The sequence below is a fragment of the Pseudoalteromonas sp. T1lg10 genome (genome assembly GCF_002964545.1).
In the GTDB taxonomy this organism is placed as follows: Bacteria; Pseudomonadota; Gammaproteobacteria; order Enterobacterales; family Alteromonadaceae; genus Pseudoalteromonas.
The window spans coordinates 21,998-39,514 of the sequence record NZ_PQBV01000001.1 but is presented as its reverse complement, the minus strand read 5'-3'; the positions used below and the strand labels follow the sequence as shown (position 1 = coordinate 39,514).

The following is a 17,517-nucleotide window of genomic DNA, read 5'->3' as shown; positions in this document are numbered from 1 at the left end:
GATTAGTTAAACTCCTTGCTTTGGATCCCAGCTTCGGTGGCCAGTATCAATTGTCCATTGAACAGCACCCCGTTTAAGATGGCTTTACCATCACTGAGTTGCTCACTTTGCAATTGCGTGCTGCTGGCATCATCCAGATGGTAGATCACCGCCGAGTTGCCGAAAATATACAGCTGCTTATCGGCAGTCGTCATCATGCTGTTCATGGTCGCCTGCTCATTCGCCATCAGCTGTTGCCAACCATCTTCTTCGCTATAACTAAAAGCATTACCACGTAAACCTGCTACATAAAGCTTATCGGCCATTTCGGTAATATCAAAAAACGAGCCTTGATAGATTTCTTCTTCACGCTGCCAGGTTTGGCCACCGTCGCTGCTGTGCGCTATCAGGCCCATTTCGCCCACTATATACAAGCCCTTGCTGGTTGTCGCAATGCGGTTAAAGTGCGGCAAAATAGAAGCAGTCTCGCTTTCATAGCCTGCTGGGTCTTCGGCTTTAAGCTCATTTAAATAGTCGCGGTCTTCGGCAAACAACAAGCTATCGAGAAAGCGCTTTTGCCAACTTTGGCCGCCGTCCTCGGTAACGAAATACATACCGTATGCACCCACGGCTATGCCCTGTTGCGCATCCATAAAGGTAATATCCAAACAAGGCTTATCAAGCTCAGGTAAAAACTGCTGAACTTGCCAGCTTTGCCCGCCATCTTGGGTATTTAAGATGGTAGCGTCATGGCCGCATGCCCAGCCTTGGTTGTTATCAATAAAGAACACCGAGGTCAGTAACACGTCTACCGGTGATTGTGCCTGTTGCCACTGCTGAGCATCGTCACTAATCACTATGGTGCCATGTTGGCCAACGGCAATCACACGCTCAGCGGTGGCGGTAATATCGGTGAAAAGTGTATGCGTCGCCTGCTCGGCTTGGTAAGCGGGCTGAGGTGTTGTTTGAGCTACAACGTGCAGCGACAAAAGCAACGTTGCCCAACTAAGCAAGTACTTCATATAAATATGCGCCCAAAAAAGAGAAATTGAATCAAGGAGCCGAGCCCACTAGGTGAGCCCGGCTAAGTACGAGGATTAACGGCGACCTTCGCGGCGAAGAGCGTTAGATGTAAACTCATTGTCATTGAATGACTGTGAGAAATCATACATAGCTTCTTGGTTATCCAGACCAATGGCCAGGTAACGACGAGAATTAAGGTCATGATAAACCTCAAGCGTACTCCACTGCGCCGGTACTTCGTAGTAGTTCAAGCCATAGGCCATAGCTACACGGTATAGTTGATCACGGTTGTCGTATAGGTCGGCCACAGAGATCTGCCAGCTGTCTTCGTCAATGTAGAAGGTACGCTTCTTATAGGTGTGACGCGTGCCCTCTTTCAAGGTTGCTTCAACCACCCAGACACGGTGCTTCTCATAACGCAGATGCTCAGGGTTTACATGACCCGGTTTGAGGATGTCATCGTACTGCAATGAATCACTGTGCAGCTTGTAGCTGTTATAAGGGATCAATAATTCTTGCTTACCCTTTAGCTCCCAGTTGTAACGGTTAGGTGAGCCGTTAAACATATCGAAGTCATCGGTCGTGCGCAGGTTGTCTGACGCCGTTCCCGGGGCATCATAAGCAACGTTTGGTGCACGACGTACGCGGCGCTGACCCGTGTTGTAAGTCCATGCCTGACGCGGAGTCAGGATTTGGTCCATGGTTTCATGAACCAATAATGCGGTACCTGCAAGACGCGCCGGCTCGGTGACGCTTTGCTTAAATTTGAAGAGGATATTTGACTCTTCCAGCTGCTCAGGCGTGGCATCGTCGGCGGCGTACTTGATCAATAACTGCTCGTCAAAGCCAATCAGGTTATAGGCACCGGAAGCCGTTGGCATCGCCTGACCACCAAAGCGCGAAATAGACTGACCACGATAGCGCAGCAGGTGGTTCCAAATGGCTTCAAGACCATTGGCTGGAATAGGAAATGGAATACCAATGGCTGTGTTTTTAATACCGTTACCACCTTCAATCAACTCGGCTTGAGTGGCGTACTTCTTGGTCGCATCATAGAAGGCCTGAGGATACGAGGCACTGCGGCGAGTTGGGTACACAGGCATCTTAAAGGTATCTGGGTAGGCTTCAAACAAGGCTATCTGGCCTGCACTAAGCAGGTGTTTGTACTGCTCCAGATTTGATTTGTCTATGGTGTACAACACCTGATCCGCAGCAAACGGATCCGGATGGTGCATGCCCGGCTTATAGTTTGCCGGCACTTCGGTGATACCACCATCCCAAGCAGGTATAGAACCATCTTGGTTTCCGGCCTTAACGGCGCCAATTGGCGTTAAGTCCGCGCCAAGGCGTTCCACTTGCTCCGGCGAAATTTTAGCCTGTACTGCAGTGGTAGCGAAAATGCTACAAAATGCTGCTGCAATGAGGGTAGGTTTAGTCAACATACGGATACCCTTTTAAATTGAATATTTGATATTAAAGGAAACAAAATCACGATCGGCAAATGTATTGGTCGCGCCGCCGCCCCAGAATGAGTTATAACCAAGATCAAAAGACCAGGTATTTTGATAGTTAAAATTCATATTAATGCCCAATGATTTTCTGTCTTCAATAAACAGGAACATGGGATCTGGAGTAATACCATTGACATCGTGTGAGAATACGAAACGCGGCGAGAAGTTAACGCCCGAGAACAGGTCATAATAATCGCCCTTGGCGATCAGACGATAACCCCAGGCCGAAGCCGTTGGGAATGGGTTGGTTTCTGGACCATTTGACAAAGCCATATGCAAGGCCGAATAGTCATCCGCCAAAGGCCCCTGCATAATGCCGCTACGGCCAGTACCGGAAACGTTTAAGCGTAATTCGTCATAGGCCGGCATATTGTTAATGCGTACACCGCCTACTTCACCAACCACAGCCCAGCTATCGGCACCCAGTGCAGGGCCAAACAGGTGTGTTGCAGTAAATTGCACTTGTGCTGTATTACGTAAAATATAGCCTTGAGCCGTACCACCTGGGCCAACTACCGCAGTGGCATCGCCTGGACTGAGCTGAGAAATACCGGCGAATTCCGGACGAAGTCCTGCCAATGCCAGTTGCTCAGGCATACCTGCGTACAATAGCTCTACGTCATCAACCTGGAAAGGCTCGTCTTCACGGAAAGCAAATTCACCGGCAAGCGCGGTTTCACCAATGGAGGTGTTAAAGCTTAAACCGTATAACTTGATGTCCTCTGGATAATCAAGCTTGGCCTTGGTAAAGGCTTTCAAGTCGTTTACGTTGTCGCTGTTAATCTCTGTGCTCATGATCATCGCCAAGTCTTCACCTATGGCGGTAAAGTCCGATACCTGACCCGAGATCACCGGACGACGACTGTGGTAATTAATGTAATACAAGGCCACTTCGGTGTCGTTCAGCTCAGGCATAAACATGCCAAGGCGCAAACCATATTGACCGCCATCGCTAGGCTCTGTTTTGCCTCGACTACCCTCGCCCTTCAGGGCCACTTTAGTTGGGTAAGCAAGGTACATGCTTGCTAGCAACTGCTGGCCTTCTGCGGATGTCGGGTCAATGCCCTGGGCCGCTGCAGCCGCTTGCCAATCGGCGGCAAGGTTATTCAAGCTGTCGGTTAAAAACGCCAAATCGATATCCGGGTTTGAGGTAAAGCCCAGCTGTACGTTTTGGTTAAAGCCGTTTTCCGAGGCAAAATCATTGGTCGAGAAATAGCTGCCGGTTGCAGGTAGGCGTGTTTCATGCCACTGATATTGATAAAAACCTTCTAGGAAAAGGTTTTCGGTAATACCCAATGAGGCCCATAACATGCCCACTGGAATAAAGGCTTCTTTTAACTCGGCGCCCGGCGCTTTTAAGCGGTCGATATCAACCGGGTTCACGTTGATGCCGTGAGAGATAAGTGTACTTTCACCCCAGTTCACAACCTGTTGGCCTAAACGCACAGATAGCGGGTTTTGACCTTCATTGAAATCGAAGTCGGCCCATACAAAGGCATCAAGAAGACGGAAGTCGGCACAGACCTGCTCTTTGGTTTCGTCGTAATCGCACGGGTCTACGCTTTCGCCGGATACCGGATTGGTATAGGCGTAATCACCATCCATCAGGGCAAAATCGTAAAAATACATAAAGCGGGAGAACAAGCCGTAAGATTCGCCATTGATAGCCAGCTCATGAGTGCCCTTTAACAATTGCGAAAAGGTATCGCCCTTGTCGAAATTCAGGTTACCCGCATCGCCGTTGTTTGAATAGGCGCCGGGTTGGCTCCACACGTCACTAGAACTATATACGGGATTAAGCGCGGCGTTGTAAGTGCTCCAGTCAAAGCGTGGGTGGTTACTCTTACCTATATACTGAAAATCACGGTTTTCGGTACGAATGCTCTGGCCGTATGAGAACGTCGAATCAAAATTGATATCGAAATCACCAACCGTAAAGCTGGCACTGTGTGCGGCGCTACTCATGCCCAACATCGCTGCGCCGACGCTGAGCGCTAACCGATGCTTCACAAATAGTGGCTGTCTTATCATTGTTGCTTCCCCCTTAGCGCGGGTAATTTTTAGATCAAGTTATTGTTTTTAGTGTAGTCTTGTGCATTTAAAAGGATAGGCTACAGTTACGAACAGTCTACATGAATGCTTTGTAACTGGCGTTAAATTTCCTTTTCATATGCTAATGGTATGACATCCTACCACTATTTTTATACATGACAATAACGTTAACGACAAATGCAATTTACATTACCGTCAAATAATCTAAAAATTGCTGTATTTATATTCGCTCCAGCACAACGAATTTATTTTACCCAGTCAGGGTAAGGCGGGATCGACCAAATATGCCCAGAGCGGACATATGCGGTAATACTTTTTAGCGGCGGGAAAGCGCATGCGACTAGTATTATCGTCATACACTTAAATGGCAGTGCTTGACCTATTACCGGGCCAAGTCACTGCTCATAGGTTAGGTGCTGCGCAAATATTGCTTATTCACTTAAGGCTTTTTCAACCTTTTCAAAGAGATCTTTGCTCAGATTCGGTAATGCCATCAGGCGTTGTAACTGGGCACGCATCAATTCTTGACGGTCCAAGTCATAACGGCGCCAGGCCAACAGCGGAGTAATTAACCGCGAGGCATTTTGCGGGTTTATATCGTTAAGCTTTACCAGCACATCCCCAAGAAGCTCATAACCACGGCCATCCTGGTGATGGAACACCCTTGGGTTGCTCATGGTCAGGGGCCCCAACAAGGCTCTTACCCGGTTCGGATTTTGCCAAGAGAAGTGCGGGTGTTCAAACAAGGCGCTAATATCACTCAAGGCATGTTCGCCCTGCTTCATCGCCTGTAAGTTAAACCATTTATCTAATACCAGGACATCGTCGGCCCAGCGCGTTGCAAACTCTCCAAGCAAGATGTTTTCTTGCTTATGCTGCGCCAACACCAAGGCTTTTAGCGCCGCCAGCGACAAGGTCATAGAGCCATTGGTCGCTTGCTCGGCAATATAGTCGGTGGCGACATCAAGGCGTGCCAGGTAGTACATGCCGGCAGCAAGCAAGGCGCGTACCCCAGTGCTTTGAGCTGTTTGTTGCTTGTCGTCCTTAAACTGCTCTACGACGGCTTCTAATTGCGGGCGCAGATGCTTGGCAATATCCGTTTCAAAAGCATCAATAATGCTATTGAGCGCATTGACCGGGATTTCGCTATATCCGCTGCTCAGAGTGTCAAAGCTCGGCAAGTACAAAAGCTCGGCAATCAAAGCCAGATCAGCTTCTTCACCTGATAGAACGCCATTTAGCAACTCGCTCATGGTTGCCAATACCAGATCCGGCAACTGAACTTGCTCATTAACTTGCGCCACAGCCTGATTAACGCAATGACTGAGTGCGGCTTGCTGTGCATCCCAGCGGCTAAAGTCACTGCTGGCGTGGCGAACAATATGCAATTGATCCGCCAAGGCTTGGGCAAACTGCACCTGCACCGGCGCCGAAAAATCTTCAAAAAGAACGGCGACCGGGCGCTCATCAACCTGCTCAAACACAAATTCCTGACTTTGCTCACTCAGGTGTAAAACCTTGTCCAGGTCTTGGCCGTCACGCTTCAGCGCCATGGGCTGCCCCTGTTGATTTAACAACTCTATGGCCACCGGAATTAACAAGTTGTCCTTATGGGGCTGCTCCGCGGTTGGCTTATGGGTTTGCGTTAAGCTCAGGGTGTAGCGTTTGGCGTCGCTGTCGTAATCTTCGCGCACCGAAACCAAGGGCGTGCCCGCTTGTCCGTACCAGAGTGAAAACTGCGATAAATCCGTGTCATTGGCATCATGCATGGCGGCAACAAAGTCATCACAGGTCACCGCCTGGCCGTCATGGCGCTCAAAATACAGCTTCATGCCCTTTTGGAAGCCCGCTTCACCAAGCAAGGTATGCAGCATGCGGATCACTTCGGCGCCCTTGTCATACACGGTTACCGTGTAAAAGTTATTCATTTCAATGACTTTTTCTGGGCGTATGGGGTGCGCCATGGGGCCTGCATCTTCGGCAAACTGATGAGTACGCATCACCTTCACGGCATCGATGCGGTTAAGGGCGCGAGAGCCTAAGTCACTGCTGAATTCCTGATCGCGAAATACCGTTAAACCTTCTTTTAAAGACAGCTGGAACCAGTCGCGGCAGGTAACTCGGTTACCTGTCCAGTTGTGGAAATACTCGTGCCCGACAATGGACTCGATAAGATGAAAATCCCTGTCTTGCTGGTGTCACTATTGGCCAAAACGCACTTGGAGTTAAAGATATTCAGACCCTTATTCTCCATGGCGCCCATATTGAAAAAATCGACTGCCACTATCATGTAGACATCCAGGTCGTATTCGAGGTCGAAGCGTTGCTCATCCCATTGCATAGCGCGCTTAAGGGAGGCCATGGCATGAGGCGCTTTGGAGAGGTTCCCTTTATCAACATACAGCTCCAGCGCCACCTCGCGGCCCGAGGCCGTGGTATAGGTATCGCGCAGCACATCGAAATCACCCGCCACCAAGGCAAAGAGGTAACTGGGCTTTTTAAACGGGTCTTGCCAGGTGGCAAAATGCTTACCGTCGGCTAAGTCCCCACTGTCGATTTTATTGCCATTGGATAAAAGGTGTGGAAACTGCGCCTTGTCGGCCACTATAGTCACCTTGTAACTTGCCATCACATCGGGGCGGTCAAGGAAATAGGTGATTTTACGAAAACCCTGGGCCTCACATTGAGTGCAGTAGGCACCATCTGACAAATACAGGCCTTCCAGCGAGGTATTGGTTTCGGGTGCGCATTGCGTGGTGATCTCAAGGGTAAAAGCCTGCTCAGGCAACTGCCCTATTATCAACTGCTCGTCTTCAATGCGATAGGCGCTGTGCGCCTGGTCGTTAATGCGCACCTGCAGCAGAGTTAAATCTATGCCATCGAGTACCAGCTCATTGCTTGGGTTATCAAGGTTGGCGCGCACCAAGGAGCGGGCTACTACCTGTGTGTTTAGCGGCGCGAGTTGGACCTCTAATTCAAGTTCGTCGATAAAAAATGCGGGCGCTTGGTAATCACGTAAATACTGGGCATGGGGTTGAGTCGCACTCATGGGTGACTGTCTCCTAAAACTTAAAGCGGGCATCAAATGATGCCCGTACTGCAATTAATCGCTGTGTGTGGCTTATGCCTGTCCCTGCACTTTTGCCTCGGGCTGCAGATGCTTGGGCTCGATACGAAGAATTTTAATGCCCAGGTAGGCGTAGATCACGGCAAGTACCGGATTGATTAAATTAAAGAAAGCATAGAAGGCATAATCAAATGGGTTGATCAACAACACGCTTTGCATATAAGCACCGCAGGTGTTCCAAGGGATCAGGGGGCTGGTAATGGTGCCACCGTCTTCCAGGGTACGGGACAGGTTGACCGGTTGTAAGCCGCGTTTTTTATATTCTTCTTTAAACATACGCCCCGGCACTACGATGGCGATATATTGATCCGCAGCCACCAGGTTGGTACCGATACAGGTCGAAATGGTCGCCGCTACTAAAGAGCCGGTAGACTTAGCGATTTTTAAAATGCTGCGTACAAACACCTCAAGCAGACCTGTTTTCTCCATAATGGCACCAAACATAAGCGCCATCATGATAAGCCAAGTGGTGTTGAGCATGCCCGACATACCGCCGCCGGATAGCAAATCATCCATTTTTGCATCACCCGTGCTAATGGCAAAACCATCAAAGAAGGTGGCCCATACCAGCTTAAAGTAGCCGATCAGCTGACCTTGGCTGACATCCACCTGAGATGCCAGTAAATCACTTTGGAATAACAGCGCCCACACGGCACCGAGCACGGCACCAATGGAAATTGCCGGGAACGCAGGCATTTTACGAATGGCTAGAACCAGCAGCACCACTAAAGGCATGAGGTTTAAAATATTGATATTAAAGTTTGCTGCCAACAAATCCACCATGGCATCAATAGCGGTGGCGTCGCTGCTAACCTCGGCATTAAAGCCCATAAAAATAAAGATAATGACCGCAATCACAAAGCTGGGCACTGTGGTCCAGAGCATATGATGGATATGCGCAAAGAGATCGGCACCGGCTACCGCTGGCGCCAGGTTGGTGGTTTCTGAAAGCGGGCTCAGCTTATCGCCAAAATAGGCACCTGAGATCACCGCACCGGCTGTTACCACAGGGTCAAGAGATAAACCATTGGCCACACCCAGCAGGGCTACACCTATGGTCGCCGCCGTGGTCCAGGAGCTGCCGATACTCATGGCTACAACACCACAAATAATACAACTGGCGGCATAAAACCAATGCGGGTTAATAATCTGCAAGCCATAATAGATCAAAGTCGGCACTGTGCCCGACAGCAGCCAGGTACCAATAAGAGCGCCAACCATGAGCAAGATCAAAATAGCCCCAAGGGAAATGGTGATACCCTTGATCATCGCCTCTTCAAGGGTTTTCCAGGTATAGCCATTTTTCAGACCCACCAAGGCCGCTGCAAAGGTCGCAAAAAGTAAGGCTATTTGGTTTGGACCCGATGACGAGTTATCACCATAGAGATAAACCGCTGCACCCAATAGGCAGATCAACACCGTAATGGGGATCATTGCATCGATAAATTTAGCTTGTTTTGTTGTCGTCAAAATCGCTCTCCTGCCCTTGCCTCTTTCGCACAACGCGACAAGGGTTATTTTTGTTATAAGCGCAAAGATTACCAGAGCAGCGCAGATTTAACAGCGCTTAAATAACAAAAAAGGCGCTTAACGCGCCTTTTGTCTTGGTATTTGCTTACTTATTATTCTTTACCAAACGCCCGTGCTTTATAAAATCTTGGGTGATTAAAGCCGCTTCTTCAAGGTAGGGGTCAAAATTATCCAATACCTCTGGGGCATTGTCTATATCGGTTACCTTCTCCAGACCCAAGCGAACTAAACGTTCATTGGTACGAGCCAGTGCCAGTTGCTCGCGCTCATCGCGCTCATTAAGGCGCTCTTTTTCATTGAGCGAAATAAACTTACGGTCCTGCTCTTCCTTATAGGTGCTAATGTCTTGTAGCACATAGCCAAACTCAGGCTCTTTGGCGATACGTTTGTCATGCTCGGCACTGAGGTAACCTATGGTATCGTCTAAGCTATCAACCATGGTGTACTTAGCGCGGATAATGCTGTCCCAAGGAAGGGCATTGTCTTCCTGGCTTTCACCCCACTGTGCGGGATCAATGGGCGATGGCAATTTAATGTCCGGGATCACCCCTTTGTGTTGCGTACTACCACCATCTATGCGATAAAACTTGGCAATGGTATATTGCACGCTACCCAGCGGGTTATCGTATAGGTCATAGTTGCGACCCAAACCACGGTGTTGTTGCACCGTGCCCTTACCAAAGGTTTGCTCGCCGATGATCACAGCGCGGCCATAATCCTGCATAGCTGCGGCGAAGATTTCCGACGCCGATGCGCTGTAACGGTCAACCAGTACCGTCATAGGACCGTCATAGTAGGTTACGCCGTCGCTGTCTTTTTGCTGCTCGATACGACCATTAAGGGTGTGAATTTGCACCACTGGACCTTGGTCGATAAACAAACCGGATAGCTTGGTCGCTTCATATAAAGAGCCACCGCCGTTTTGACGAAGGTCGATGATGATGCCATCTACCTTTTGCTCTTTAAGTTTCACCAACTCGGCTTTTACATCTTCTGACAGGTTGTTATAAAAACCGGGGATTTCAATAACGCCTATCTTGCTGCTCATTTGTGAGTAGCTGGCATCGAAAACGTGAGATTTAGCCGCTCTGTCTTCTAGGCGCACCTTGTCGCGAGTGATTTCTACTACCTTAGGCGTGCCGTGGTCGTCCTTGCCTCTTAGATACTGTAAGCGCACTAAGGTACCCTTAGGACCCTTGATCAGGTCGACTACATCATCAAGGCGCCAGCCGATCACATCGACAAAGTCATCATCGCCTTGGGCCACACCTATAACCCTGTCTTCCGGTTTAATGGCGCCGGTTTTATCGGCAGGACCACCTGGAACCAAAGAACGGATCACTGTGTAATCTTCGTCATAACTGAGCACCGCGCCTATGCCTTCAAGCTCAAGATCCATATCCATCTTGAACTGCTCGGCACGACGTGGTGATAAGTAAGAGGTGTGCGCTTCGATGGAGCGGGCAAAGGCATTCATAATGATCTGGAACGCATCTTCACTCTTAGTTTGCACTAAGCGCTTTAAGGTGTAGGTGTAGCGTTTTTCCAACACCTCTTTGATGCCATCCCAATCCTTACCCGTCATTTTCAGGCGTAACGCATCGTACTTAACCTTTTGACGCCACAGCTCATTAAGCTCGGCTTCGGTGCTCGCATAAGGTGCGTCTTCGCGATCAAAGTAATACTTATCGTCTTGGCTGAAATCGAACGGCTTGTCGAGTAAGGACAAAGAATACTGATAACGCTCAAACCGACGCTTCATGCTGAGGTTAAATAAGTCGTAGGCAAAGTCTAATTTGCCGGACTTCAGAGCGTTATCGAACTTATCGCGGTATTGCTCAAACTGAGCAACATCGCCCGCTAAAAAAATACTGCGATTAAAGTCCAGGGATTCGATATAACGATCGAACATCTGCGTCGCCAGTTCGTCGTTAAATCGTATCGGCTTGTAGTGTGCACGGGTAAAGAGGTTGGTCACTCGCTTACTGGCAGTACTGTGTTGCGACTCTTGCTGCAACAGGGGTAAATCAGCGATTGTGACCTTGTCCAACGAGGCCAAGGCCGGTGCCGCGATAAGGGCAGCAACCAGGGGGATGAGTGAAAACGTCTTACTCATGCACAACTCCTTTTTTATACCAGGTACAGACTATCGGCTTTTGTCTTAACTTGCATACCGGTTACCAGCTCAACATGGATTTCGTCTTTGTTGACTTCCGTGATGGTACCGTTCACCAATGCCTGACCTAGTTTTACTTTAACTTTGGTATTAGCCTTGACCTGTTCGCTTGGTAAAGGTTCAACTTTATTGCTGCGACGAGGCTCAGCGGCTGGGGCTTTTTTGACTTTAGCGCCTTTTGCAGCAGGTTTACCACTGCCCTGCGGGCGTTTTTTGTAACCCTTTGTGTCACCTTCTTTGGCACCACGTGCTGGCTTCTTACGCTTAGCCATTTTCGCACGGCTTTGCTCTAGTGCGGTCTGTGCATGATCCACATGCTCTTGCTCAACCTTTTCGGCCTGGTTGCCGTCAAGGTCAACGCGGAATTCGTTATTCACCACCGCTTCGAGGTAGCGCCAGTGCGAGGTATATTTTCTTAGCGCCTGACGAACCTGCGTTTTGCTGACTTTTTCGTTGCCCTCAATACGCTCGGCGATGTCTTTAAAGATACCTACTTTAAGAGGCTTAATACCATCTTTTTGTTTAAAACAGTTTGGAAATTCCTCATAAAGGAATGCCAATACTTCGTTTATGTCTTTTAGCTTGTTTGTGGTTTCCATTTCTAAACCTTCAGTTACACCTGCTCATCTTGAGCCGAGTCGATATAGTGTTCCACCCAGTCCAGCAACTCTTCCAACTCGGCATCGATTAATGCCAGGTCACCGCGAAGATGTTCCCAAATACCGGATATAATACTGTCAATTTGTTCACAGCCGAGATCATCGGGTAGTCGTGCCCAAGCGTGGTGAATAAGCTCATTTAAGCGCTCACATACCAGCTCTTCTTCGCCTTCCCAATCACCTACATCGGCTATGGAAAATAGGTAATCTTGGACGTTCAGTAGATCTTTCATGCGATATGCTTCTCCAAACATTCAACCAGCAGTTCAAGACCCGCTTTATCCTGTTCGTCGAAACGCCCTACTGTAGGGCTGTCGATATCCAATACGCCAATGGCCTCGCCGTTTTTCTTAACCACGAGAACAATTTCCGAATTGGATGCCGCATCACAAGCAATATGGCCGGGGAATTGATGCACATCTGTGACCAGCTGAGTTTTATCCGCCGCTATAGCAGTGCCGCATACCCCTTTGCCCACTTCAATACGCACACATGCAGGTTTTCCCTGAAATGGCCCCAGCACTAATTGCTCAGGCGACTCCAATAAATAAAAACCGGCCCAGTTAATATCGTCCATCGACATATATAACAAGGCGCTGATGTTGGCTAAGTTGGCAATTAAGTTGGGCTCGTCACAAATCAGTGCTTGCGCCTGCTCTGTCACAGAACGATAAAATTCCGCTTTGCTCATTTAAATACTACTTCACATAGAATACGCAGTGTTTAAGGTACTCTTTGTGGCGGGCAAATGAAACCTTTTATCATGAAAAAAGTGCTGCTAGCGCTTGAAAATGCGCTGGTTGCTTAAATTTAAATCACTCGTTACAAAGCCGTTAAGCGATTTTAGCTCGCCCGCGACGCAAACCGAATAGAAACAAACCACTGCCAAGGGCGGCCATCAACGCATTGACTATAAGCAAAAAGCCGGCTCCAGCACCAAAAAGATAACTAAACACAGCGCCACCGAGCAAGCCTAGGGTTAAAATACCGCTGTAATGCACCTTGTTGTGTTTGTACATCAAGAGATAACCGGGCACCACCAGCACCGCCATGGCTAAACCAACAATATGGGCATTGGCCAGAGCCGATAACAAGACAGTAAAAAAGATGGCCGAGCCATTTTCTTGCACCGACAACGCATAGTAAATGCCAAGCACAAGCCCCACCAATACGGGGGCAAGCAATGAATAGAGTACGGCCTTCGCCAGATGTTGCTTCATAGAGGGATAATTCTTAAATTTTGCATCTATGCAGAGTGGCAAAGAATGCCGCCCTTGCCAATTACGACCTTAGTCGCATCACTAAGCGCAATCCCCCATCTACAGTAATACAAACCAAGATCCTGACACTTTTCGTCTCGTTGACCCTGGCTCAGCTGCAGTTGAATATAGCCCTTTATCGGCACCAGGCAAGTTGGCGTTATACTTATCAATCAAAATTTAGGGTTACACGCAGACAAAAGAAGTCAGGCCCGACTTATTCCCAAGTCAGGCCTAACTTTTTGTTTAACTGTAAAAATTTATTCTACGCATTGATCGGTAGAATCGTTTGGACAGGGATCTACACCATCGTCCACGCCATCTCCATCCGTGTCTGGGTTTATGGGATCTGTGCCGAAGTTGAACAGCTCATCGTGATCAGACAGACCGTCACCATCTGTGTCTGAATCTAGAGGGTTTGTTCCGAATAAGTAAACCTCTTCTCCATCTAACAAACCATCACCATCCGAGTCTGGGTTCAGAGGATTTGTTCCGTATGAGTTGTCCTCCTCTGCGTCAGGCAGACCATCACCATCTGTGTCCGAGTCTAGTGGATTGGTTCCTAAGGCGATCTCGGTACCATCAGGCAAACCGTCTCCATCCGTATCTGAATTTACGGGATTTGTTCCATAAAGCAAGATCTCAACAAAATCAGACAGACCATCAGCATCTGTGTCAGTGGCTAGTGGATCTGTTCCGTATAAGTTAACCTCGTCGCCATCAGACAGACCATCGGCATCTGTGTCTGGGTTGAAGGGATCTGTTCCTAACTGGCTCTCGTCAATATCGGTTAGCCCGTCTCCATCTGAATCCGTATTTGTATCTGGAATGAGGGGATCTGTTCCTGACTGTATCTCGTCGTAATCTGTTACGCCATCACCATCAGTGTCTGGGTTTAGGGGATCCGTTCCTAACGCGATTTCTTCCGCATCGGTTAGCCCGTCTCCATCCGAATCTGAATTTGTGGGATCCGTTCCGTATAAGTTGACCTCCTCTGCATCAGACAGACCGTCACCATCGGTGTCCGAATTTAGGGGATCTGTTCCTAGTTGACTCTCTTCACCATCGGTTAGCCCATCGCCATCTGAGTCATTAGAACATGGGTTGGTATAATACTCACAGGCTTCAACGTAATCGCTAAGACCATCGTCATCTTCATCACCCGTACCATCACGCCTAATGACACCGTCGCCATTTACATCCATAACGGCTGCCAAGCACAGCGTATTAGACTCAATAATAGGAGGATATACATCACCTGATTCGTCTTCCAGGGGCAGGCCGGTGGATAAGTCCAGCTTATAGACCTGAGCTCCAGCGTTCAACATAAGCGAACCACAACTGGCGGGTGCGTACTTGCCATTTTTCTTAGCCCCGCGAGTCTGGGCGAGTGCAGAAATAAAACCACCACTTGGTTCTGGCAGCCATTCAATTTGACTGGCACTTTTGCCATCATCCTTCTTATTGGCAGATTGAATAAAGGCCTTACCCAGGTCATCATCGGTTAACTCAACATCCCACTGGGCAGGCACTGTATCTTTAACAATAACGGGTACGCTGTCCGGGTTGTTATATGAAATACCAAAGCCATATTCGCTACTTTGGGTTTGACCTGCTTGCACAACCAGATCTATCTGGCCATCCGCTGCAGTCGAATTGTCTAGATTGTCTGATTCATCGGGACCGCTGATAATTTCCTTAGATATTGACAAGACCGATGATCGCCAGTTAACAACTTGATCAAGCTGTGCTTGCGTTAAGCCTGCGGCTAAATCATCTCCTTCTTTAGGGGTAGTATCAAACAAAGTGGCAGCCGACAGCGCGTCAACTGATGATGTACTCATTTGATGGAAGAACATCAAGGCTTTTGTCGCACCCGCCTCAACGGTTAAGTGATAGCTAGCCCGCAAGCCTTCTGTACCGCCGCAGCTAAAGACTGTATCAGATACAAAGTGTGGAACTACCTCAGGGTCATCGGGGCCAAAAAATACCGTGGTGTTCACGGGGTCGTCAGAATCTGGGTCCGTGGCATCATCAGTTACAACCCAGCGATCAAGGGTATCGAAAACCCCGTCTCCGCTACTCGTGCCCAAAATTTCAGTGAATTGATCTGAGCCAAAATTAGTTTCAAAATCAACATCAACACTACTGTCTGTTTGGGTTGGATTAGTGAAAGTGACATAATTACGTAATGTTGCACTGCCAGGCATAATGTAATAACTCACCTGAATCGTTAATCCTGATATATCTACGGGTGAAAACGTTGCCATTTGTCCGTCAACAGTTAAATGTCCACCAACTTGCGTACCGTCGACCCATAACATCGAAGCATAGTCAAAGGCATCTCCTTGTTCTGAAATGGACGCATCATACACACTGGCCCCCGAACCAGAAGACCCATCCTCTATACAGAAACCACCAATCGGACTACCGTTGCTGGTCATAACCCTGTCGGACACAACCCAACGAGAACCCTCCCCTCCTGTTATTATTCCAGTTGCAGCCATCAGATTATCCAATGGGATTAAACTCAGACCGATTATGACTCCTGAACAAACCTTGGTTAGTAAATATTTCATAACATTTACCCTCATTTCTAACTATGCACATAAGAAATGTTTATAGGGTTTAGCTGATCGATAGAGCTAAACTTCATGCTACCGAGCCCATTACTGCCGTCTAGATTATAGTTAGGATTGGTTAAATATTGAGCAGCCCGTAATGGGGCGTAATAATTGCAAAACGTATCACCTAGGTAGGACGGGTTTTAGCTAGTGATTCATTTTGAAGAGGCAGGTTTCAACACCAGAAAGTTATCCGTCATGCTAGATACAGGCGAGCCTGACGCTTATGGCCATATAACATTGAAAGCCTTGCTGATAAGAAGGAATATTTTTATTTCCCGATACTGCCGACGCCGGCCGGAATAATAGCGAGAGTTTAAACACTTTTTAGATGAAATCTGAAACGAATATGAAGCTGGCGAGCGGCTAATGACTTATACACAAGCACAAAAAAGGGCTGCTTAGATAAAGCAGCCCTTTCTTATATGGCGGAGAGATAGGGATTTGAACCCTAGATAGGCTATTAACCTATGCCGGTTTTCAAGACCGGTGCTTTCAACCACTCAGCCATCTCTCCAAACGCGGTACCCGGACGAGGTATCATCCAAGTTAAATTTAGTGGCGGAGAGATAGGGATTTGAACCCTAGATAGGCTATTAACCTATGCCGGTTTTCAAGACCGGTGCTTTCAACCGCTCAGCCATCTCTCCGCAGCGGGGCGAATATTAGAGAAATGAATTGCGTTTGTGAAGTGTTATTTTCATTTTTTTGTTTAACCGCTTAATTTTTGACTGTTTTGCGCAACATTGCAGCAAGTGAGATTATTTATCCGCCATTGAAAGTGAAAGGTTTGCCCATATTTATAAGACTTGATAATCTTGAACTTGGATGTAAGTAACATCCGAGGATTGATTAATTTGAAGGAGTTTAACAATGGCGTTTAATAACTCGTACAGCACGGCTAAGCCGATGATGTCGACCATTGAGACGAATAAGGTTTTAAAGAACACTTACTTTTTACTCGCGATGACGTTGGCATTCAGTGCTGTGACTGCGGGTATTTCTATGGCGCTTAACCCTCCGTTCTTTACGGGGATCATCTGCTCTTTGGTAGGTTTGGGTCTGCTTTTTGTAGTTAACAAGAAAGCCGAAACAGCCTCTGGTGTCATGTGGGTATTTGCCTTTACCGGCATTATGGGCTTTGGCCTGGGTCCCCTGCTTAACCACTACGCGGCAATGCCAAGTGGCCCATTCTTGATCATGCAAGCCCTGGGTTCAACGGCGCTTATCTTCTTTGGTCTTTCTGCTTATGCACTTACTACCAAAAAAGACTTCTCATTTATGGGCGGTTTTTTAACCGTAGGTCTATTGGTGGTGATCGTTGCCAGTATCGTTAATATTTTTATCGGCAGCTCAATTGCCTTTATGGCGATCAACGCGGCGGTGGTATTTATTATGTCGGGTCTGATCCTGTTCGATACCAGCCGTATTATCAATGGTGGCGAAACTAACTATATCCGCGCCACGGTTGCTCTATACCTTAACGTATACAACCTGTTTACGTCACTTCTGCACCTACTTGGCGCAACAGATGACTAATAAATAGAATTTGTTAGAATAAGCCCCATTCATTGGGG

General features: G+C 48.0%; 11 protein-coding genes, 2 tRNA genes and 1 pseudogene. 1 reads left to right on the top strand and 13 read right to left on the bottom strand.

From position 1 onward, the window contains the following. Positions 1-2 precede the first annotated feature (2 nt). The 13 genes and pseudogenes from C2M17_RS00195 to C2M17_RS00135 form a co-directional block, all read right to left on the bottom strand. Positions 3-1,001, bottom strand: coding sequence for a YCF48-related protein (locus C2M17_RS00195; protein WP_105198881.1), 999 nt, complete (start codon positions 999-1,001; stop codon positions 3-5). Positions 1,002-1,076: 75 nt separating this feature from the next. After that, entirely contained in the window at positions 1,077-2,444 is a 1,368-nt protein-coding gene (locus C2M17_RS00190) for a DUF1329 domain-containing protein (protein ID WP_105198880.1), read from the bottom strand. A 12-nt stretch (positions 2,445-2,456) separates the two neighbouring features. Beyond that, on the bottom strand, positions 2,457-4,544 hold the full coding sequence (locus tag C2M17_RS00185; protein ID WP_105198879.1) for a DUF1302 domain-containing protein: 2,088 nt from the start codon (positions 4,542-4,544) through the stop codon (positions 2,457-2,459). 452 nt (positions 4,545-4,996) lie between these two features. Further along, a pseudogene (gene pepN / locus C2M17_RS00180) lies at positions 4,997-7,614 on the bottom strand (aminopeptidase N). A gap of 72 nt (positions 7,615-7,686) precedes the next feature. Then, positions 7,687-9,162, bottom strand: coding sequence for a Na+/H+ antiporter NhaC (gene nhaC, locus C2M17_RS00175; protein WP_267894394.1), 1,476 nt, complete (start codon positions 9,160-9,162; stop codon positions 7,687-7,689). A gap of 145 nt (positions 9,163-9,307) precedes the next feature. Then, a complete protein-coding gene (prc, locus tag C2M17_RS00170) occupies positions 9,308-11,338 on the bottom strand; it encodes a carboxy terminal-processing peptidase (RefSeq protein ID WP_105198878.1) in 2,031 nt (676 codons plus the stop codon). 14 nt (positions 11,339-11,352) lie between these two features. Beyond that, positions 11,353-11,997: an RNA chaperone ProQ gene (proQ, locus tag C2M17_RS00165; protein WP_105198877.1), complete on the bottom strand. Its 645-nt coding sequence runs from the start codon at positions 11,995-11,997 to the stop codon at positions 11,353-11,355. Positions 11,998-12,011: 14 nt separating this feature from the next. After that, entirely contained in the window at positions 12,012-12,290 is a 279-nt protein-coding gene (locus C2M17_RS00160; protein ID WP_105198876.1) for a hypothetical protein, read from the bottom strand. Next, positions 12,287-12,748 carry a GAF domain-containing protein gene (locus C2M17_RS00155; RefSeq protein ID WP_105198875.1) on the bottom strand — a complete coding sequence of 154 codons (462 nt, stop codon included), beginning with the start codon at positions 12,746-12,748 and terminating at the stop codon, positions 12,287-12,289. Before C2M17_RS00155 ends, C2M17_RS00160 begins: the two co-directional genes overlap by 4 nt. Before the next feature lie 142 nt (positions 12,749-12,890). Next, complete coding sequence (locus C2M17_RS00150; protein WP_105198874.1) at positions 12,891-13,277, bottom strand: hypothetical protein; 387 nt, start codon at positions 13,275-13,277, stop codon at positions 12,891-12,893. 299 nt (positions 13,278-13,576) lie between these two features. Beyond that, positions 13,577-15,895 (bottom strand): hypothetical protein, encoded by a 2,319-nt coding sequence (locus tag C2M17_RS00145; protein WP_105198873.1) that lies wholly within the window; start codon positions 15,893-15,895, stop codon positions 13,577-13,579. 471 nt (positions 15,896-16,366) lie between these two features. Beyond that, positions 16,367-16,457: transfer RNA gene (locus C2M17_RS00140), tRNA-Ser, on the bottom strand. Positions 16,458-16,499: 42 nt separating this feature from the next. Beyond that, positions 16,500-16,590: transfer RNA gene (locus C2M17_RS00135), tRNA-Ser, on the bottom strand. A gap of 223 nt (positions 16,591-16,813) precedes the next feature. Between C2M17_RS00135 and C2M17_RS00130 the strand changes: the two genes are divergently transcribed. Further along, positions 16,814-17,479, top strand: a complete 666-nt coding sequence (locus C2M17_RS00130; protein ID WP_105198872.1) for a Bax inhibitor-1/YccA family protein — start codon at positions 16,814-16,816, stop codon at positions 17,477-17,479. Positions 17,480-17,517 lie beyond the last annotated feature (38 nt).